The sequence below is a fragment of the Micromonospora foliorum genome, from assembly GCF_022229015.1.
GTDB classification, from domain to species: domain Bacteria; phylum Actinomycetota; class Actinomycetes; order Mycobacteriales; family Micromonosporaceae; genus Micromonospora; species Micromonospora foliorum.
Genome location: NZ_JAKKFF010000022.1, coordinates 1 through 20458, shown reverse-complemented (window position 1 = coordinate 20458; position 20458 = coordinate 1). Strand labels below are relative to the sequence as shown.

Below are 20458 nucleotides of genomic sequence, written 5' to 3'. Positions count from 1 at the left end.
CGGCTCGCGCCCGGCTCGGCCCCGGCTCGCGCCCGGCTCGGCCCCGGCTCGCGCCCGGCGAGCGGCCGAGTGTCGGTGGGTTGTGGCACGATTTCGCAGGTGAGCAGCAAATCCGACGCCACCCAGCGACTGGGCGACCTCGCGCGGCTGCGCCGGGTCCGCGACCGGATCGACCGGGAGTACGCGCAGCCCCTGGACGTCGAGGCGCTGGCCCGTGGCGCGCACATGTCGGCCGGGCACCTCAGCCGCGAGTTCCGGCTCGCCTATGGCGAATCTCCGTACAGCTACCTCATGACCCGTCGGATCGAGCGGGCGATGGCCCTGCTGCGCCGTGGCGACCTGAGCGTCACCGACGTCTGTTTCGCGGTCGGTTGTTCGTCGCTGGGCACCTTCAGCACCCGCTTCACCGAGCTGGTCGGTGTGCCGCCCAGCGTCTACCGGCGGCAGGCGGCGCAGGCGACGGCGGGCATGCCGTCGTGCGTGGCGAAGCAGGTGACCAGACCGGTCAGGAATCGAGAAGCGCGGGTCACCGAGCCGCAACTAGCGTGACCAGCATGGACATCACCATTCACTCGAGTTTTCTTCCGCACACCGATCCGGAGGCCTCGCTGGTCTTCTACCGCGACATCCTCGGCTTCGAGGTCCGCCTCGACGTCGGGTACGAGGGCATGCGGTGGATCACGGTCGGGCCGGTCGGCCAGCCCAGCACGGCCATCGTCCTGCACCCGCCGGCCGCCAATCCCGGCATCACCGACGACGAGCGGCAGACCATCCTTGAGCTGATGGCCAAGGGCAGCTACTTCGGCGTCAACCTGGCCACCACCGACCTCGACGCCACCTTCGCGAAGCTGGAGGCCAGCGACGCCGAGGTGGTCCAGGAGCCGACCGAGCAGCCGTACGGCGTGCGTGACTGTGCCTTCCGGGACCCGGCGGGCAACATGGTCCGCATCCAGGAAGTGCGCTGAGCCCTGCGCGCCCGACAGATGGAGACACGATGAGCACGGCCAGCCAGCCGTCCGCGCCGCACGTCGCCGACAGCCACGACCTGATCCGGGTGCAGGGCGCGCGGGTCAACAACCTCAAGGACGTCAGCGTCGAGATCCCGAAGCGGCGGCTGACGGTGTTCACCGGTGTCTCCGGCTCCGGCAAGAGCTCGCTGGTGTTCGGCACCATCGCGGCCGAGTCCCAGCGCATGATCAACGAGACCTACAGCGCCTTCGTGCAGGGTTTCATGCCGACGCTGGCGCGCCCGGAGGTCGACCTGCTGGACGGCCTGACCACGGCGATCATCGTGGACCAGGAGCGGATGGGCGCCAACTCCCGCTCCACCGTCGGCACCGCCACCGACGCCAACGCGATGCTGCGCATCCTGTTCAGCCGGCTCGGGCAGCCACACATCGGCTCGCCCAACGCGTACTCCTTCAACGTCCCGTCGGTGAAGGCGACCGGGGCGATCACCGTCGACCGCGGCGCCGGCAAGACGAAGACCGAGAAGGCGACATTCAACCGTCTCGGCGGCATGTGCCCGCGCTGCGAGGGCATGGGCGCGGTGACCGACATCGACCTGTCGGCGCTCTACGACGACAACCTCTCGCTCAACGAGGGCGCGATCACCATCCCGGGTTACAGCATGGAGGGCTGGTACGGCCGGATCTTCCGTGGCTGCGGCTACTTCGACCCGGACAAGCCGATCGCCAAGTTCAACAAGCGGGAGCTGCACGACCTGCTCCACCGGGAGCCCACCAAGATCAAGGTCGACGGGATCAACCTGACGTACGCCGGCCTGATCCCGTCGATCCAGAAGTCCTTCCTCGCCAAGGACATCGACGCGTTGCAGCCGCACATCCGCGCCTTCGTGGAGCGTGCGGTGACCTTCACGACCTGCCCCGAGTGTGCCGGCACCCGGCTCAGCAAGGAGGCCCGGTCGTCGAAGATCAAGGGCAAGAACATCGCCGACGCGTGCGCGATGCAGATCAGCGACCTGGCCGCCTGGGTACGCGAGATCGAGGAGCCGTCGGTTGCCCCGTTACTGGCGGGCCTGCAACACCTCCTCGACTCGTTCGAGGAGATCGGGCTGGGCTACCTCTCGCTCGATCGGCCGTCGGGCACCCTCTCCGGCGGCGAGGCACAGCGCACCAAGATGATCCGCCACCTCGGCTCGTCGCTCACCGACGTCACCTACGTGTTCGACGAGCCGACGATCGGGCTGCACCCGCACGACATCCAACGGATGAACGAGCTGTTGCTCCAACTGCGCGACAAGGGCAACACCGTCCTGGTCGTGGAGCACAAGCCGGAGGCCATCGCCATCGCCGACCACGTCGTCGATCTCGGGCCCGGCGCCGGCACCGACGGGGGGACCGTCTGCTACGAGGGCACCCTGGACGGTCTGCGGGCCAGCGGCACCATCACCGGCCGCCACCTCGACGACCGGGCGGCCCTCAAGGAGACGGTGCGGACGCCCACCGGCAAGCTGGAGATCCGGGGCGCCACGGCCAACAACCTCCAGGACGTGAACGTCGACGTACCCCTCGGGGTGCTCGTCGTCGTCACCGGCGTCGCCGGCTCCGGCAAGAGTTCGCTGGTACACGGCTCGGTTCCGGCCGGCGCGGGTGTGGTGTCGATCGACCAGGGCGCGATCCGCGGCTCACGGCGCAGCAATCCGGCCACCTACACCGGGCTGCTCGACCCGATCCGCAAGGCGTTCGCGAAGGCCAACGGTGTGAAGCCGGCGCTGTTCAGCGCCAACTCCGAGGGTGCCTGCCCGAGCTGCAACGGCGCCGGCGTCATCTACACCGATCTGGGGATGATGGCGGGCGTCGCCGCCCCCTGCGAGGAGTGCGAGGGCAAGCGGTTCCAGGCGTCCGTGCTGGAATACCGCTTCGGCGGTCGCGACATCAGCGAGGTGCTCGCGATGTCGGTGACGGAGGCCGAGAAGTTCTTCGGCGCAGGCGAGGCGCGTACGCCGGCAGCGCACGCCATCCTCGACCGGCTCGCCGACGTCGGGCTCGGCTACCTGAGCCTGGGACAGCCGCTCACCACCCTCTCCGGCGGCGAGCGGCAACGGCTCAAGCTGGCCACCCACATGGCCGAGAAGGGCGGCGTCTACGTCCTCGACGAGCCGACCACCGGCCTGCACCTGGCCGACGTCGCGCAACTGCTCGGCCTGCTCGACCGCCTGGTCGACGCCGGCAAATCGGTGATCGTCATCGAGCATCACCAGGCGGTCATGGCGCACGCCGACTGGATCATCGATCTCGGCCCCGGCGCCGGCCACGACGGTGGCCGGGTCGTCTTCGAGGGCACACCCGCGGACCTCGTCGCCGCCCGCTCCACCCTCACCGGCGAGCACCTGGCGGCGTACGTCGGCACCTGACGGGTTGCCTCCGGTCGACCGTCACGCCACCGGCGGTCGCACGACGACATTCTTGATCTCGTGGCATCGCGGGTCCTCGTCGGGGCGGAAGCGCGGCGACTGGCGCTGCCTGCTCCGCCGGGTCGGAAGGCGACGCTGACAGACGCGCGACGCGGGGTACCGGGTGGTCGTTGCACCGGGTGTGACTTCCGGCCCTGTCGACTCGCCCACCGCCGCCCGCTGGGGACACCGCATCGTCATCGGGCTCACGGTGGCCGCGTTCGGCCCGTACCTCGCACCAGGCCTCCGTACGGAACAGGTGGCCGTGTACGGTGCCGCCACCCTCCTGTGCCTGGTCGGGTTGTGGTTGCGCCCCCGCTTCACCGGCACCGCTGTCTGGGCCCTCGGGGCGCACCTCAGCCTGGTCGCGGTCGCCACCATCGGGGTGGTCCTCCCGCCGGAGAACCACACGATGTACGAGGCCGGGGACGTCGTCGCCGGCTTCGACAACATCGTCCTGCCGCTCGTGGTCGTCGCGGTCGTCGCGATGCTCGTGGGGGCCGGCGCGGACCCGGCCCGGATGCTTCGTGGGGTGTGCACGGTGACCGTCCTGGCGATGGCTGCCAACGCCCTCATCGCAGTGTCCTCGGCTGCCGGTGTCGAGAGCGACCTGCTGGCCCAATTCCGGCTCTTCGGCGAGGGGGAGAGCGTCGCCGACCGCGCCGAGCAGTTGGGCCGCTACTCGGGGATCTTCAACCAGCCGGCCGAGGCGGGGGTGTTGTACTCGGTGGCCGTCCTCGCCGCCCTCTACCTCTATCAGCGGCAGGTCGGCAAGCTCGCGGTCGCGCTGCTGCTGCTCAGCGTCGGCGGGGTCCTCTCCGTCTCGAAGATCTTCCTGCTGGTCGGAGCGCCGATCGGGATCGCCTACGTCATCCTGGCCTCCGGCCGGCGGCGGCGACTGGTGGCCGCCGCCGCGGCGAGCGTTGCTGCCTGGTTCACGGCCGACGCCTACCTGGACCAGTGGGACGGGCAGCGGTTCGCCATGCGACTGCTGCCCGGCAGTGGCGGTGACGACCAGCTCGGCCTCTACACCGCCGGCCGGGTCGGTGGCCAGTCCAGCCTGCAGCAGGCCGTGGACGTCATGACCACACTGTCCCCGGTGTCCGGGATGGGCTTCGGCGGGCTGCGGGTCGCCTACGACAACGGCTGGGTGGAGGCGCTCGTCGTCGCTGGTTTCATCGGCGTCGTCCTGCACACCGCCGTCCTGGCCGCGCTCGCCATCGGGTGGTTGCGCACCCGGAGCCACCGCCCCGAGTCGCCGTTCACCGGCGCGCTGATCCTGATGCTCATCGGCGCCTCGACCGGGTTGCCCGCCCTCACGGCCAACCGCTGCGCGACGGTCGTATGGCTACTGCTCGGGCTCCTGCTGCTGGTGAGAGCCGACGGCCGGGCCGGCACGTGGTGGCAGCGCCCCGGCCGTGGGCAGCACCGGCAACCGCCGGCGGTAGTCCCGACGCCGGTGCCGGCGGCTGCCCTGTCGGCGGGTGTTCGACCAACACGATGAAGGCTCCTGACCGAAACACTGGTCAGGAGCCTCTCGTGCAGATCTGTCTTGGTGCCCCCGGCAGGATTCGAACCTGCGCCCCCGCCTCCGGAGGGCGGTGCTCTATCCCCTGAGCTACGGGGGCTCAGCGACTGGAGAAGACTAGCAAACCTCCCCTGCGTACGCCGAATCGGTATCGGGTGAGCCGATCGTGTCGGATCGGCCCACCCGGTGCTCAGGCGGCTACCGCCCGCCCGCAGCTGGGCAGCGGGTGCAGGACGATTCGCCGGGGGAGCCGGCGCGGCCACTCGTTGCGCGGCCACGAGCCGTCCACGATCAGGTGGACGGTGCGCTGCTCCTCGCCGCTGAGCCGCAGCACGAAGTCGCGGGGGAGTGGCGGGTCCACCGACGGCGTTGTGATCATGAAGCGCACCCGACCGCGAGACGAGACGGCGGAGATCACGTCGGCGGCCGGCATCGTGCCGCGCAGCCGGACCCGGCCGATCCAGTAGACCTCCGCGAGGTGCTCCTGGGCGGCCCGGGTGATCGCCGGGTACTCGCTGCGGACCCACCGCTCGACCGCGCTGACGCAGAGCCCGCAGGCCCGCTCGCGCGGCTCCCGCGGACCCAACCCCCAGGCCCGCAGGTACGCCCCGACCGCGCCAGCGTCCAACGGCAGTTCGAAGCGCCGTTGGATGAGCGTGGTGAGGCTCTGCCGCGTCCACAACTCCTCGTCCAGGCCGAACTCGTCGGGGTGGACGCCCCGCAACATGTCGATCAACTCGAGTTCCTGTTCGCGGCTGAGCATTCCCGGCTCGCCCTGCCGCTGTCCGCGACGGACGGCTGCCACCGCCCCGTCACCACCGATGGTGTGGCGTCGGCACCAACTGGTGACCGAACGCCGTGCGTCTCTGAGTGCAACCCCCACGTCTTGGGCAACGAGCCCGAATCGCAACTGGTCACGATATGTGGGGAGAAAACTCTCTAAGCAACGTAATCGCCTGTGCCACGCAAAACACCCAGCAGGGACAATCCGGGCGTTTAGGCCGCAACCGGTCGGTCAGCCAGCCTTGATCCACTCGGTTCCTGGAAGTCGGGGCGTCCCGATCGCCCGGACAGCGCGCTTTCCTGCAAACCGAGTCGATCAAGGCCTGGGGTCGAGGGTCGGGGCCGATCAAGACCAGGCCTGGGCCGAGGGCGAGTGGCGGGGTGGGTGCCGACATGGTGCGGCCCGCGTCACCGCCACACTTCGGCGGGGACGCGGGCCGGGTGCGCCCATCCGGTCGGTCAGCCCTTGGCTTGCGCCTGGAGTTGCCGAAGGTTGTTCAGTTCGGTCTGCTGGGTGGCCTTCATGGTGTTGGCCACCCGCACCACCTCGGCGTTGTCGGTCGCGCCGAGCGCGGCGTCGATCATGTGGATGCCGCCCAGGTGGTGTGCGTACATCAGGGTCAGGAACTGCCGGTCGACCTCGATGCCCTGGGCGTTGCGCAGGGCGGTCATCTGTTGCGGCGTGGCCATGCCCGGCATCAGACCGTCCTTGACGGTGGCGCCGTCGGACATCCACGACATCGGCGGCTTCGACCCGGTCGGGCTGAGGCCCCATTCGCGCAGCCAGGTCTGCATGGCGCCGATCTCGCCCTGCTGCCCGGTGGCGATGTCGACGGCGATCTGCCGCACCTCGGGGAGGGTCGCCGAGCGGTACGCGATCAGGCTCATCTCGACCGCCTGCGCGTGGTGGCTGGTCATGTCCCGGGCGAAGCCCGCCTCGACCGAGGCGTCACCGGGTCGGGTGAGCCGCGGGGTGAGCAGACCGCCGGCGTACCCGAGGAGGAGGCCCACCACCAGCATGATGGCGAGTGCCAGCACCCCGTAGCGCGACGCCGGGGCCCGGCCGCCCTCGTCCGGGGCGGCCGGGATCTCGTCGTACTCGCTGTCGGTGGTCGCCGGAGCGGTCATTGCCGTCCTTACTGGGTGGGCTGCTGCTGCTGGAGCTCACGCGGCGTGGTGCCGGTGGCGGTGATGCCGGTGTTGCAGAGCGCCGTCGGGCCCTCGACGGAGGCGTTCACCCGGAGGTCCTTGATGAACTCGTCGATCCGCGAGTCGTCGGCGTTGTCGAGCTTGAGCTGGTAGCCCCAGGCCTGCAGCGAGATCGGCTTGTCCAGGCCCTCGTACGGGCTCATCATCATCTTCTCGACGCCGCGCACCTTGCTGGCGAGCTTGTCGACCTGGTCCTTGGGCAGGTCCGGGCGGTAGGTGATCCACACCGCGCCGTGCTCCAGGCTGTGCACCGCGTGCTCGCTGGCGATCGGGGCGTCGTAGACGTCGCCCATGCAGTTCTGCCAGGCGGCGTTGTGCACCCCACCCACCGGCGGCGAGTACTTGTAGGTCAGCGGGCCCGACTTGTGCGACTCGTATTCGAGGCTCGCCTTGTCGGTCTTGCGGATGTTGACGATGCCGTCGATGGCGTTGGCCCGCTTGTCCCACGGCTTGGAGCCCTGGAACGACGCCCAGGCGCCGTACCCGATGATGCCGGCCGCGAGCACGCCCACCGCGACGAAGAGCGCGATCGGCCCCCACGCGCGGCCCTGGCTCACCTTGACCGGGGTGACCGGCTTGCGCGGGCCCTTACCACCGGCCCGGGGGGAGCCCGTCGGCTTGCCGGAACCGGCCTTGGCGCCGGACGCCGGCCGGCCCGCGGCCGGCTTCTTGCCGGTGCTGACCACGGTCGGGCGGCGCTCAGGGCCACCCGGGGTGCTGATGCTCATCGTGCCTCGTCAAGTCGGTCGGTCAGGGGAGTGGCGGGCCGGATGACGCGCAGGGGAGCCGCCGAGTGCCCGAGTCTACCCCCGATAACATGGTTGGGTGACTCCTGCAGAACTAGCCTCGGTCGTCCTTGCCGCCGCCCACGCCGTCTTCGAGCAGCGTGGGCTCGACCGCGCCGCGTTGCCGGCGAGCACGGTGGTGGAGCGACCGCGCAACCCCGAGCACGGCGACTACGCCTCGACGCTCGCTCTGCAGTTGAGCAAGAAGGTGGGCGTCCCGCCCCGGGAGTTGGCTACGGCCCTGGCCGACGAGCTGGGTCGGACGGCGGGTGTCAAATCGGTGGAAATCGCCGGGCCGGGCTTCCTGAACATCCGGCTCGACGCCGCTGCGGCCGGTCAGCTCGCGCGGGTGATCGTCGAGGCCGGCGCCGAGTACGGCCGCAGCGACCGGCTCGCCGGCGAGAGGATCAACCTGGAGTTCGTCTCGGCCAACCCGACCGGGCCGGTGCACATCGGCGGGGTCCGTTGGGCGGCGGTCGGTGACGCGCTGAGCCGGTTGCTGCGGGCCACCGGCGCCGACGTCGGCACGGAGTACTACTTCAACGACGCCGGTTCGCAGATCGACCGGTTCGCCCGGTCGCTGCTCGCCGCGGCCAAGGGTGAGCCGGCGCCGGAGGACGGCTACGGCGGGGCGTACATCGCCGAGATCGCCAGTGAGGTGCAGGCCCGCCGGCCGGAGGTGCGCACGCTCGACGACGACGCCGCCCAGGAGGTCTTCCGGGTCGAGGGCGTCGCGCTGATGTTCGACGAGATCCGCACCTCGCTGCGCGACTTCGGGGTGGAGTTCGACACCTACTTCAACGAGAAGGACCTGCACGACCGGGGCGAACTGGACCTGGCGTTGAACCGGCTGCGCGAGCAGGGGCACCTCTACGAGTCCGAGGGCGCCACCTGGCTGCGCACCACCGACTTCGGCGACGACAAGGACCGGGTGCTGCGCAAGTCCAACGGCGAGTGGACGTACTTCGCCGCGGACTGCGCCTACTACCTGGACAAGCGCGAGCGCGGCTTCGAGCGGGTCGTGATCATGCTGGGCGCCGACCACCACGGCTACATCGGCCGGATGAAGGCGATGTCCGCCTGCTTCGGCGACGACCCGGAGCGCAACCTGGAGATCCTCATCGGGCAGCTGGTCAACCTGCTGCGCGACGGCGCCCCGATGCGGATGAGCAAGCGGGCCGGCACCGTGATCACCCTGGAGGACCTGGTCGACGCGATCGGCGTGGACGCCTCCCGGTACGCGTTGGCCCGCTACTCCAGCGACTCCCCGATCGACATCGACATCGAGCTGTGGACCCGGGCGACCCGGGACAACCCGGTCTACTACGTGCAGTACGTCGCAGCCCGCACCGCCAGCGTGGGCCGTAACGCCGCCGAGGTGGGGCTGACCCGGGGCGACGCGGACGCGTTCCGCCCCGAGCTGCTCGCCAACGAGAAGGAGAACGAGCTGCTCAAGGCGCTCGCCGGGTTCCCCGCCACGGTCGCCACGGCGGCCGAGCTGCGGGGCCCGCACCGGGTGGCTCGCTACCTGGAGGACCTGGCCGGGGCCTATCACCGCTTCTACGACGAGTGCCGGATCCTGCCGCGCGGCGACGAGGAGGCCACCGACCTGCACCGCGCGCGGCTCTGGCTCAACGACGCCACCCGCACGGTGATCGCCAACGGCCTGTACCTGCTCGGCGTCTCCGCACCCGAGAGGATGTGACATGAGGGCTCATGAGGCTGGTGCGCTGCACGCGGACATCAGCAACCGGGAGCCGGCCTGGCTGCGTACCCCGGAGGACGTCAACGCCCTCATGCCGGCGCTGTGGCCGCGGTCGGTGGCGCGCGGCGCCGACGGCGCGGTCGCCGTCGCGGGCCTGAGCGTCCGCGACATCGCGGCCGAGTTCGGCACCCCGGTGTACGTCCTGGACGAGGCCGACCTGCGCTCGCGCTGCCGCGACTTCCGGGCGGCCTTCCCGACCGAGGACGTCTTCTACGCGGGCAAGGCGTTCCTCTGCCGCGCGGTGGTCCGGATGATCGCCGAGGAGGGGCTGCACCTGGACGTCTGCACCGGCGGCGAGCTGGCCACGGCGCTCTCGGCCGGGATGCCACCGGAGCGGATCGGCTTCCACGGCAACAACAAGTCGGTCGCCGAGCTGGGCCGGGCGTTGGACGCCGGGGTGGGTCGGATCATCGTCGACTCGTTCACCGAGATCGACCGGCTCACCGCGCTGGCCCGCGAGCGTGGGGTTCGGCCCCGGGTGCTGGTCCGGGTCACGGTGGGCGTCGAGGCGCACACCCACGAGTTCATCGCCACCGCCCACGAGGACCAGAAGTTCGGCTTCTCGCTGGCCGGTGGCGCGGCCGCGAACGCCGCGTTCAAGATCCTCGACGAGGGTGTGCTTGAGCTGCGCGGTCTGCACTCGCACATCGGCTCGCAGATCTTCGACGCCAGCGGCTTCGAGGTCTCGGCCCGTCGGGTGCTCGCCCTGCAGGCCCAGATCCGCGACGCGCGCGGGGTGGAGCTTCCCGAGCTGGACCTGGGCGGCGGCTTCGGCATCGCGTACACCTCCCAGGACGACCCGGCGACCCCGCAGGATCTGGCCAAGCGACTTCGCAAGATCGTCGATTCGGAGTGCGCGGCGGAGAACCTGGCCGTGCCGCACCTGTCGATCGAGCCGGGCCGGGCCATCGTCGGGCCGGCGGTGTTCACCCTCTACGAGGTCGGCACCGTCAAGGAGCTCGACGGCCTCCGGACGTACGTCAGCGTCGACGGCGGGATGAGCGACAACATCCGCACCGCCCTCTACGACGCGTCCTACTCGGCCACGCTGGCCTCGCGGGCCTCCGGCGCGCAGCCGTTGCTCGCCCGCGTGGTGGGAAAGCACTGTGAGTCCGGGGACATCGTGGTGAAGGATGAATTCCTGCCCGCCGACGTGCAGCCCGGAGATCTTGTCGCGGTGCCCGGCACCGGTGCGTACTGCCGAAGCATGGCCAGCAACTACAACCATGTGCCCCGGCCACCGGTGGTCGCGGTGCGCGACGGCCAGGCGCGCCTGATCGTCCGGCGGGAAACCGAAGAGGACCTGCTCGCTTTGGATGTGGGATGACGTCACCTGTGCGCTTGGCGCTGCTCGGCTGCGGCACGGTCGGCCAGGAGGTGGTCCGGCTGCTGCACGAGCAGTCGGCCGACCTGGCCGCGCGGATCGGCGCTCCGCTGGAGATCGCCGGCATCGCCGTCCGTCGGCTCGGCCGGGACCGGGGTGACCTGCCGGTCGACGAGGACCTGTTCACCACCGACGCGCTCGGCCTGATCAAGCGCGACGACGTGGACGTGGTGATCGAGGTGATCGGTGGCATCGAACCGGCCCGCAGCTGGCTGGTCGAGGCGCTGCGCGCCGGCAAGAGCGTGGTCACCGCCAACAAGGCGCTGCTCGCCGAGGACGGCGTGGCCCTGCACGAGGCGGCCGCCGAGGGCGGCGGCGACCTCTACTACGAGGCGTCCGTGGCCGGGGCCATCCCGCTGCTGCGCCCGCTGCGGGAGTCGCTGCACGGCGATCGGATCAACCGGGTGACCGGCATCGTCAACGGCACCACCAACTTCATCCTCTCCGCGATGGACGCGACCGGGGCCGGCTTCGCCGAGGCTCTCGAAGAGGCCACCGCTCTGGGGTACGCGGAGGCCGACCCGACCGCCGACGTGGAGGGCTTCGACGCGGCGGCGAAGGCGGCCATCCTCGCCTCGTTGGCGTTTCACACCCGGGTCGGCGCCGCCGACGTGCACCGCGAGGGCATCACCGAGGTGACCGCCGCGGACATGGCCAGCGCCCAGGCGATGGGCTGCACCATCAAACTGCTCTGCATCGCGGCCCGGGGCGTCGACCCCACCGGCCGGGAGACGGTCAGCGTGCGGGTGCACCCGGCGATGATCCCGCGCAGCCACCCGCTGGCCAGCGTCGGGGACGCGTTCAACGCGGTCTTCGTGGAGGCGGACGCGGCCGGGCAGCTGATGTTCTACGGTCGGGGCGCCGGCGGCGCGCCCACCGCCAGCGCGGTGCTCGGTGACGTGGTCGCGGTGTCCCGCAACCGGCTCGCCGGGGTGCGCGCGGCCAGCGAGAGCGCGTACGCGGACCTGGCGGTCCGGCCGATGGGTGAGGCGTTGACCCGCTACCACGTGAGCCTCGACGTGGCCGACCGTCCGGGTGTGCTGGCCTCGGTGGCGAGCGTGTTCGCCCGGCACGACGTGTCGATCGCGACCGTGCGGCAGGGCTCGGCGGGCGGGCCGGCGGGCCGCGACGGCGACGCCGAGCTGGTCATCGTGACGCATGTGGCACCGGACGCCGCCCTCGCCGCGACCGTCGACGAGCTGCGCGGTCTGGACATTGTCCGGTCGGTGACCAGTGTGCTGCGGGTCGAGGGCGACGCCTGAGTCGTTGCATCATCGACGGGACGACTCGCGCGTCCCGCCAGGTGGGTAAGCCGGGGTGTGCCATCGACCACTGCGGCAGGCTGGTCCAGGGTGGCCCTGATGCTCGGGTGGGCGTGGCTGTAGAGGCGAGGAGAACGACATGTGGCGGGGTCTGATCGAGGCGTACCGGGATCGGCTGCCGGTCACCGCGGCCACGCCGGTCGTCACGCTGCACGAGGGGAACACCCCGCTGTTGCCGGCGCCGGTGCTGTCCGCCCGGCTCGGTTGCGACGTGCACCTCAAGGTGGAGGGCGCGAACCCGACCGGCTCCTTCAAGGACCGGGGGATGACCCTCGCGGTGTCCAAGGCGGTCGAGGCCGGCAACAAGGCCATCATCTGCGCCTCCACCGGCAACACCAGCGCCTCCGCCGCGGCGTACGCGGCCCGGGCCGGGTTGACCTGTGCCGTGCTGGTGCCGCAGGGCAAGATCGCGTTGGGCAAGCTGGCCCAGGCGCTGGTGCACGGCGCGAAGCTGCTCCAGGTGAGTGGCAACTTCGACGACTGCCTCGCGACGGCCGCCAAGCTCGCCCAGGACTACCCGGTCGCGTTGGTCAACTCGGTAAACATCGATCGGCTGCACGGCCAGAAGACCGCCGCCTTCGAGATCGTCGAGGCGCTCGGTGACGCGCCCGACATCCACTGCCTGCCGGTCGGCAACGCCGGCAACATCTCCGCGTACTGGATGGGATACGAGGAGGAGTTGGCCGCCGGCGCCACCACCCGGACGCCGAAGATGTACGGCTTCCAGGCTGCCGGGGCGGCCCCGATCGTGACCGGCCAGGTGGTACCGGAGCCGTCGACCATCGCCACCGCGATCCGGATCGGCAACCCGGCGAGCTGGACGAAGGCGTTGGATGCCCGGGACGCCTCCGGTGGCCTGATCGAGTCGGTGACCGACCGGGAGATCCTCTCCGCGTACCGGCTGCTCGCCCGCGAGGTAGGGGTCTTCGTCGAGTTGGGCAGCGCGGCCAGCGTGGCCGGCCTGTTGCAGCAGGCCGCGGCGGGCGCGGTGCCGCCCGGTTCCACCGTGGTCTGCACGGTGACCGGCCACGGGCTGAAGGACCCGGAGTGGGCGATCTCGACCGCGCCGGCGCCGTTGACCATCGCGAACGACCCGCTGGCCGCTGCCCGCGCCCTCGACCTGGCCTGAGCGGGCCACCGGCAAGGTGGTGATCGACGGCGGGTAGACGGCCCGGGGGCGGCGGGGGTCGAGGTATGCGAGTCCGGCACACTTTCGGGTATCCCCGCCCGCATTCTCGTTCAGGAGTGAGCCAGGCCGATGTCGCTGCTCGCCAGATTCAGCCTCGCCAACCGAGGGCTGATTGCCCTCATCGCGGTGGTGACCACGGTGTTCGGAGCGTTCGCCGTGCCGTCGCTGAAGCAGCAACTGCTGCCGTCGCTCGAGTTCCCGGCCGCGTTCATCGTGGCTCCCTACCCCGGCGCCGGCCCCGAGATCGTCGAGTCCCAGGTGACCGAGCCGATCGAGAACGCCCTCCAGGGCATCCCGGGGCTGGACCAGGTCACCTCCACGTCCCGCGAGGGCGCGGCCACCGTCCAGGTGACCTACGAGTTCGGCACCGACCTCGACGACGTGGTCAACAAGATGCAGACCGCGCTGAGCCGGATCGACGCCCAACTGCCGGAGAGCGTCGACCCGCAGGTCATCGCGGGGAGCACCGACGACCTTCCGGCGGTGGTGCTGGCCGCGGCCGGCGCGGCGGACGAGCGGGCGCTCGCCGAGAAGCTGCGCACGACGGTGGTGCCGGAGCTGGAGGGCATCGAGGGGGTACGCACGGTCGAGGTGACCGGCACCCGCGACGACGTCGTGGTGGTCACCCCGGACCCGGCGAAGCTGGCCGCCGCGAAGATCCAGCCGACGGCGATCGGCGCGGCCCTGAAGACCAACGGCGTGGCGGTTCCGGCCGGCGTGGTGACCGACGGTGCGCTGGCCCTCCCGGTGCAGGTCGGCACGCCGATCGACACCCTGGAGGAGCTGCGTGGCATCGTGGTCGCCCCGGCCGCGGCACCGGTCCGCCTCGGTGACGTGGCGACGGTCGAGCAGCAGCTCGCTCCGGCCACGGCGATCACCCGCACCAACGGCAAGGACAGCCTCGGTATCGCGGTCACCGCGGCGCCGGACGGCAACGCCGTGCAGATCTCGCACGAGATCCGCGACCGGCTCGACGACCTGAAGGACGCCTCCGGCGCGGAGCTGACAGTGGTCTTCGACCAGGCTCCGTTTGTCGAGAAGTCGATCGAGTCGCTGACCACGGAGGGCCTGCTGGGTCTGGTGATGGCGGTCATCGTCATCCTGGTGTTCCTGCTGTCGGTGCGATCGACCGTGGTCACCGCGGTCTCCATCCCGCTCTCCGTGCTGGTGGCGCTGATCGCCCTGTGGATCGGTGACTACTCGCTCAACCTGCTCACCCTCGGCGCGTTGACCATCGCGGTCGGTCGGGTGGTGGACGACTCGATCGTGGTGTTGGAGAACATCAAACGACACCTGGAGTACGGCGAGGAGAAGCGGCACGCCATCATCACCGGCGTCCGGGAGGTGGCCGGCGCGGTGACCGCGTCCACCCTCACCACGGTGGCGGTGTTCGCGCCGATCGCGCTGGTCGGCGGGTTCGTGGGCCAGCTCTTCGCGCCGTTCGCGATCACCGTGACGGTGGCCCTGCTCGCCTCGCTGCTGGTGTCGCTGACCGTGATCCCGGTCCTCGCGTACTGGTTCCTCAAGCCGCGCGGAGGCACCGCGGACGACGAGGCGGTACGGCACGCCGCGGAGGAGAAGGAACTGCGCAGCCCGTTGCAGCGGGCGTACCTGCCGGTGATCGGGTTCGCCACCCGCAAGCGGTCGACCCGTTGGATCACCGTCGGGCTCGGCCTGCTGGTGCTCTTCGGCACCTTCGGTCTGGCGCAGAAGTTGGAGACCAACTTCCTGGACGACTCCGGCCAGGACACGCTCAACATGAGCCAGGAGCTGCCGGCCGGCAGTGGCCTGGCGGCCACCGACGCGGCGGCCAAGCAGGTCGAGTCGGTGCTGTCCCGCACCGGGGGCGTCGAGACGTACCAGGTGACCGCGGGCGGTGGGGACAACCCGTGGGCGGGCGGCGGCGGCAACAACGTCGCCAACTGGTCGCTGGCGCTCGACGGTGACACCGACGCCAAGCAGATGCGTGAGGTGCTGCGTAAGGAGTTCGACAAGCTCGGCACCGGTGTGGGTGAGATCAGCTTCGGTGGCGGGCAGGAGGCGTCGACCAGCCAGCTGGAGGTGATCGTCCAGGCCAGCGACCCGGAGGTGTTGATCCGGGCCGCCGAGGAGGCGCGGGCCGCGATGGCCGGCGTCCCGGACGTCGAGGACGTCTCGACCAGCCTGGCCGCGCGGGTGCCGCGGGTCGACGTGACGGTCGACCGGGTCGCCGCCGGTCGGGTCGGGCTCACCGAGGCCGCCGTGGGGCAGCTCGTGTCGCAGGCGTTCCGGGGAGCGCCGCTGGGTCAGGTAGCGCTCGACGGTCAGCAGCAGAACGTGGTGCTGCGGTTGGGCACCCAGCCGCCGATGACCGTCGAGGAGTTGCGGGCACTGCCGGTGGGTCCGGTCAAGCTGGACGACATCGCGGACGTCACGCAGGGTGAGGGTCCGCAGCAGGTCACCCGGATCGACGGTGAGCGCAGCGTGTCGGTGACCGGCGCGGCGACCGGCTCGAACCTGGGCGCGACCAGCAAGGAGTTGCAGAAGCGGCTGGACGGCATCAACGTGCCGGGTGCGAGCTTCACCATCGGTGGCGTCAGCGCGGATCAGGCGGATGCCTTTGGGGACCTGGGCCTGGCGGTGCTGGCCGCGATCGCGATCGTCTTCCTGATCATGGTGGCCACGTTCCGCAGCCTCACCCAGGCACTGATCCTGCTGATCTCCATCCCGTTCGCGTCGACCGGCGCGATCGGTCTGCTGTTGCTCACCGGGACGCCACTCGGTGTGCCGGCGCTGATCGGCGTGCTGATGCTGGTCGGCATCGTGGTGACAAACGCGATCGTGTTGCTCGACCTGATCAACCAGTACCGGGCGCAGGGCATGGGGGTCCGGGAGGCGGTGGTCGAAGGTGGCCGTCGCCGGCTTCGCCCGATCCTGATGACGGCGGTGGCGACCATCTTCGCGCTGCTGCCGATGGCGTTCGGGTTGACCGGTGAGGGCGGGTTCATCTCTCAGCCGCTGGCGGTCGTGGTGATCGGTGGTCTGCTCAGTTCGACGCTGCTCACGCTGATCCTGGTGCCGACGCTGTACTCGATGGTGGAGCACACCAAGGAGTCGCTGCGGGCTAGGCGCGCACGGCGGCGCTCCGGGGGGTCGACGGTGACCACGACGGAGACGGACGAGGCGCCAGCCCCGAACCAGGTCGCGGTGCCGAGCGGCGCGCCCGCCCCGGCCGCGGCCGAGGGTGCGCAGCCGGCCGGCCGACCCGCGCCGTCGGCCGCGCTGGTGGAGGGTACGGACCAGTTCGAGGTGCTGCGGCTGCCCCGTAGCCGTACCTCGCCACTGCCTCCGGCGGAGCCGACCGACTAGGTCGAAACGCAGTTCGGAACGCCCCCGGCGGATCTTCGCCGGGGGCATTCCAGGTTTCATCCGACCGAAACACTCCGACTCGACCGACCCGCACTTTCTGTGACTTCTTGCATACTCCTCGTAGGTGGGCGGGGATGTGGGTGAAGCGGGGCGGGCGGATGGCCGAGGGCGCGCACGGGCAGGATGTCGGCTCCGGCGCGCTGGAGGTCTTCTGGTCGGGGCGGACCAACCAGCGCCTGGTGGCACTCACCTTCGACGACGGCCCCGCACCACAGTGGACTCCAATGGTCCTCGACACCCTGGCTCAACACCGGGTTCCGGCCACCTTCTTCATGGTCGGGGCGCAGGTCCGCCGGCACGCCGACGTCGTCCGGGACCGGCTCGCCGGGCACGAGGTGGGCAACCACAGCTGGGACCACCGGGAACTGGCCGAGATGGACGCCGCCGAGGCGTACGACGACCTGCGCCGCAGCCACGACGCGATCGCCGACCTGACCGGCACGTCGCCGGTGCTCCTCCGCCCGCCGTACGGCCACCTGGGCGGGGCGGTGCTGTACGCGGCGGCCCGGTTGGACTACCGGCTGGTGCTCTGGTCGTTGCAGATGGTGGAGCGCGAGTTCCCCGGCGATCCGGCCGGCCACGCCCAGCGAATCGTGGCCGACGTCCGGCCGGGAACGATCGTGCTCGGCCACAATGTGGGGGCGCGGCGGCGGCTGGTCGCACTGCGCGGCCTGACCGACATGATCAACGGCCTTCGGTCGCGCGGTTACACATTCGTCACGGTCTCGGCGCTGCTGGGAGCGGGTGTGGGTCCGACACCGACCGGGTAGGGTCGCGCTCCGTGGCGTCCACCCTCTCGGTTCTGACCGGCAATCGGAGCTTCCGCAACCTGTTCCTCGCCGAGTTGGTGGTCTTCGGCGCCGACTGGTTCGTCATGGTGCCGCTGCTGGTGCTGCTCCCGCACCTGACCGGCAGCGGCGTCTGGGGCGCGCTGGTGTTGGCGGTGGACACCGGCATCGTGGCGTTGCTGCTGCCGTACACCGGCACGATCGCCGACCGCTTCGACCGCCGGAAGATCATGATCGCCGCGAACGTGGCCGCGCTGGCCGGCGTGCTGCTGCTGCTCGGCGTGCGCGACGCCGGAACGGCGTGGCTGGCGCTCGTCGCGATCGGCGCGGTGGCGGTCGCCAAGGCGTTCTACTCGCCGGCCGCCCAGGCCGCGCTGCCCAACGTGCTGGAGCCGCACGAACTCGCCGCCGGCAACGCCGTCGCCGGCTCGGCCTGGGGCACCATGACCGTGGTCGGTGCCTCGCTGGGTGGCGTGCTCAGCACCGCTGCCGGCCCGTACGTCTGCTTCTGGGTGGCGGCGGCGGGCCTGGCGGTGGCCGCCGGCCTCGCCACCCGGATCCGCCGGCCGTTGCAGGCGCCCCGGGACGCCGACCAACCCGCCCAGCGGACCTGGTCGGCCGTCCGCGAGGCGCTCGGCTACATCGGTCACCGCCCCCGGGTGCTCGCGCTGGTCACGGTGAAGTCGGCGGTGGGCCTGGGCAACGGCGTGCTGACCGTCTTCCCGCTGCTGGCCGGTGTGTACGGTGTCGGCCCGCTCGGCGCCGGCCTGCTCTTCGCGGTACGCGGCGCGGGAGCGTTGGTGGGGCCGATCCTGATGCGCCGGGTGCTGACCAACCGGGCCTGGCTGCTGCCCGGGCTCGCGTTGTCCATGTCGCTCTACGGCCTGTCCTACCTGGGCACCTCGGTGGTGCGCTGGTTCCCGCTGGTGCTGCTGCTGGTCTTCGTGGCGCACTTCGCGGGTGGCAGCAACTGGGTGATGTCGAACTTCGCCCTGCAGGGCGAAGTCCCGGACCGGTTGCGGGGCCGCGTCTTCGCCACCGACATGATGCTGGCGACGCTGGCGATCTCGGTGAGCCAACTGGCGGTGGCCCTGGTGGTGGACGTGGTCGACGAACGGGTGGTGCTCGCCGGCTGCGGTCTGATCACCCTCGTGTACGCGGTCGGCTGGCGGATCGCCACCCGCCGGCTCTCGCTCACCGACCCGGCCGCCGAGCCGGTCCCGGACCCGACCGGCTGAACTCGGCGATCCCAGGCAGCGGGCGCGGCGCCGGTTCGTCGGTGCCGAGCCCTAGCATGAGCGCGTGCCGACGAACCTCACCACCGGGCCGGTCCGGGTCCGGGTTCCCGCGACCAGCGCCAACCTGGGCCCGGGCTTCGACGCGCTGGGTCTCGCCCTCGGGCTCTACGACGACGTGGCCGCCGAGGTCGCGGCGGGCGGTGTCCGGGTGACAGTGACCGGGCAGGGCGCCGGTGAGCTGCCCGACGACGACCGGCACCTGGTGGTGCGGGCCATGCGCGCCGCGTTCGACGTGCTCGGAGCCTACCCCGACGGGCTGAGCGTGGAGTGCGTCAACCGGATCCCCCAGGCGCGTGGGCTGGGCTCCTCGTCCGCCGCGATCGTCGCCGGGGTGCTGCTGGCCCGTGCCCTCGTCGTCGACGGGGAGCACCGCCTCGACGACGCCGGCGCGCTGCGGCTGGCCGCCGAGATCGAGGGCCACCCCGACAACGTGGCGCCGTGCCTGCTCGGCGGGTTCACCGTGGCCTGGTCCGAGCCGCGCGGTGCCCGGGCGGTGTCGCTGCGGGTCGCCGACGCGGTGCGGCCCACCGTCTTCGTCCCGGCGGAACGCGGTTTGACCGCGACCGCGCGGGCGGCTCTGCCGCCAACCGTGCCGCATGGCGACGCCGCGTTGACCGCCGGGCGGGCCGCGCTGCTGGTGCACGCGCTCACCACGGCCCCGGCCCTGCTGCTGCCGGCCACCGTCGACCGGCTCCACCAGGGTTACCGCGCAGCCGGGATGCCAGGCACATCTGCCCTGGTCAGCGCGTTGCGAGCGGCCGGTGTGGCAGCTGTGGTCAGTGGGGCGGGGCCGACTGTCCTGGCGCTCAGCGAGCCGCCAGCGGGCTTCGCAGTGGGAACAGACTGGGAGATCTGGCAGTTACCGATAGACGTCAGCGGCGCGCGGGTCGCGCGGGGTAGACTTGGACACGCCGAGCGGGACCCTGTTGCCGCAGGTCGGAAGAGTTGATTACGCTCTAGGCCTAGCACAGCCGCGAAGCACGCGATCTCCTGCGGGGCGGCGCACCCCCGAAGCTCTCGGCGGTCAGCCCGTCTACCCCTGCCAAAGGCCCACGCCGCACCGCAGTTTCCACAGGTCGCCGCAGACGGCGAGACCTGCTCACCGACGTTGGTGAGTCGGGATACCGACCGGCTGCTGTGTCACAGACTCCCGCGACGCGTCCTTGCGAGGCGGGTGCACCGAGGCCGCCCGGCCACCTGAGCTCCGACTCCGGGCAGTCCCGGCCTTATCGAGGGAAGGAATCCATTGAGCGACACCACCGACGTGACGTCGGATGTTTCCAACGTCGCTGGCGATGCCACCGCCGCCGCTCCCGCCCGGCGTCGGCGTAGCGGCACCGGTCTGTCGGCGATGCTGCTGCCAGAGCTGCAGAGCCTGGCTGCGTCGCTCGGCATCTCCGGCACGGCTCGCATGCGCAAGGGCGAGCTGATCGCCGCGATTTCCGAGCGGCAGGGCGGCAACGCCGCCGGGACCCCTCGACCACGGGCCGAGGTCGCGGCCGCGGCCGCCCCGACCCGTGAGGGAGTGCGCGCCGAGGTGCGGGAGACCGCCGACCGGCCGGCAGCCGAAGGGCGCGGTGCCGA

Annotated in this window: 16 protein-coding genes and 1 tRNA gene; 13 read left to right on the top strand and 4 right to left on the bottom strand. The window is 71.1% G+C overall.

Annotated elements, in window-relative coordinates; genetic code table 11:
- Window positions 1-99: 99 nt before the first annotated feature.
- From PSH25_RS02395 to PSH25_RS02380, 4 genes are all read left to right on the top strand, one after another.
- Window positions 100-549 (top strand): helix-turn-helix transcriptional regulator, encoded by a 450-nt coding sequence (locus PSH25_RS02395; RefSeq protein ID WP_238657382.1) that lies wholly within the window; start codon window positions 100-102, stop codon window positions 547-549.
- A gap of 5 nt (window positions 550-554) precedes the next feature.
- Window positions 555-965 carry a VOC family protein gene (locus tag PSH25_RS02390; RefSeq protein ID WP_238657381.1) on the top strand — a complete coding sequence of 137 codons (411 nt, stop codon included), beginning with the start codon at window positions 555-557 and terminating at the stop codon, window positions 963-965.
- Between the two features lie 29 nt (window positions 966-994).
- A complete protein-coding gene (locus PSH25_RS02385) occupies window positions 995-3376 on the top strand; it encodes an ATP-binding cassette domain-containing protein (RefSeq protein WP_238657380.1) in 2382 nt (793 codons plus the stop codon).
- Window positions 3377-3557: 181 nt separating this feature from the next.
- Entirely contained in the window at window positions 3558-4919 is a 1362-nt protein-coding gene (locus PSH25_RS02380; protein ID WP_238657379.1) for a hypothetical protein, read from the top strand.
- Between the two features lie 49 nt (window positions 4920-4968).
- Here the strand turns inward: PSH25_RS02380 and PSH25_RS02375 are convergent.
- From PSH25_RS02375 to PSH25_RS02360, 4 genes are all read right to left on the bottom strand, one after another.
- Window positions 4969-5043 (bottom strand) — tRNA-Arg (locus PSH25_RS02375).
- A gap of 90 nt (window positions 5044-5133) precedes the next feature.
- On the bottom strand, window positions 5134-5826 hold the full coding sequence (locus tag PSH25_RS02370; RefSeq protein WP_238657378.1) for a winged helix-turn-helix domain-containing protein: 693 nt from the start codon (window positions 5824-5826) through the stop codon (window positions 5134-5136).
- A gap of 359 nt (window positions 5827-6185) precedes the next feature.
- Window positions 6186-6854 carry a DUF305 domain-containing protein gene (locus PSH25_RS02365; RefSeq protein WP_238657377.1) on the bottom strand — a complete coding sequence of 223 codons (669 nt, stop codon included), beginning with the start codon at window positions 6852-6854 and terminating at the stop codon, window positions 6186-6188.
- Between the two features lie 8 nt (window positions 6855-6862).
- Window positions 6863-7663, bottom strand: coding sequence for a thioredoxin-like domain-containing protein (locus PSH25_RS02360; RefSeq protein WP_238657376.1), 801 nt, complete (start codon window positions 7661-7663; stop codon window positions 6863-6865).
- Window positions 7664-7760: 97 nt separating this feature from the next.
- Here PSH25_RS02360 and argS point away from each other — a divergent pair, with 97 nt between their 5' ends.
- The 9 genes from argS to PSH25_RS02315 form a co-directional block, all read left to right on the top strand.
- Window positions 7761-9425, top strand: a complete 1665-nt coding sequence (gene argS / locus PSH25_RS02355; RefSeq protein ID WP_238657375.1) for an arginine--tRNA ligase — start codon at window positions 7761-7763, stop codon at window positions 9423-9425.
- A 1-nt stretch (window position 9426) separates the two neighbouring features.
- Window positions 9427-10812, top strand: coding sequence for a diaminopimelate decarboxylase (gene lysA, locus PSH25_RS02350; RefSeq protein WP_238657374.1), 1386 nt, complete (start codon window positions 9427-9429; stop codon window positions 10810-10812).
- Window positions 10813-10820: 8 nt separating this feature from the next.
- Window positions 10821-12131 (top strand): homoserine dehydrogenase, encoded by a 1311-nt coding sequence (locus PSH25_RS02345; RefSeq protein ID WP_238657383.1) that lies wholly within the window; start codon window positions 10821-10823, stop codon window positions 12129-12131.
- Between the two features lie 139 nt (window positions 12132-12270).
- Window positions 12271-13320 carry a threonine synthase gene (gene thrC / locus PSH25_RS02340; protein WP_238657373.1) on the top strand — a complete coding sequence of 350 codons (1050 nt, stop codon included), beginning with the start codon at window positions 12271-12273 and terminating at the stop codon, window positions 13318-13320.
- Between the two features lie 129 nt (window positions 13321-13449).
- Window positions 13450-16728: an efflux RND transporter permease subunit gene (locus PSH25_RS02335; RefSeq protein WP_238657372.1), complete on the top strand. Its 3279-nt coding sequence runs from the start codon at window positions 13450-13452 to the stop codon at window positions 16726-16728.
- Window positions 16729-16862: 134 nt separating this feature from the next.
- The gene (locus PSH25_RS02330) at window positions 16863-17558 is read left to right on the top strand and encodes a polysaccharide deacetylase family protein (protein ID WP_238657371.1); all 696 of its coding nucleotides are present in this window, start codon (window positions 16863-16865) and stop codon (window positions 17556-17558) included.
- A gap of 11 nt (window positions 17559-17569) precedes the next feature.
- A complete protein-coding gene (locus tag PSH25_RS02325) occupies window positions 17570-18814 on the top strand; it encodes an MFS transporter (RefSeq protein ID WP_238657370.1) in 1245 nt (414 codons plus the stop codon).
- A 64-nt stretch (window positions 18815-18878) separates the two neighbouring features.
- A complete protein-coding gene (gene thrB / locus PSH25_RS02320; RefSeq protein WP_238657369.1) occupies window positions 18879-19823 on the top strand; it encodes a homoserine kinase in 945 nt (314 codons plus the stop codon).
- Window positions 19824-20120: 297 nt separating this feature from the next.
- Window positions 20121-20458: Rho termination factor N-terminal domain-containing protein (locus PSH25_RS02315; protein ID WP_238657368.1), on the top strand; the 338-nt coding region annotated here is incomplete at its 3' end.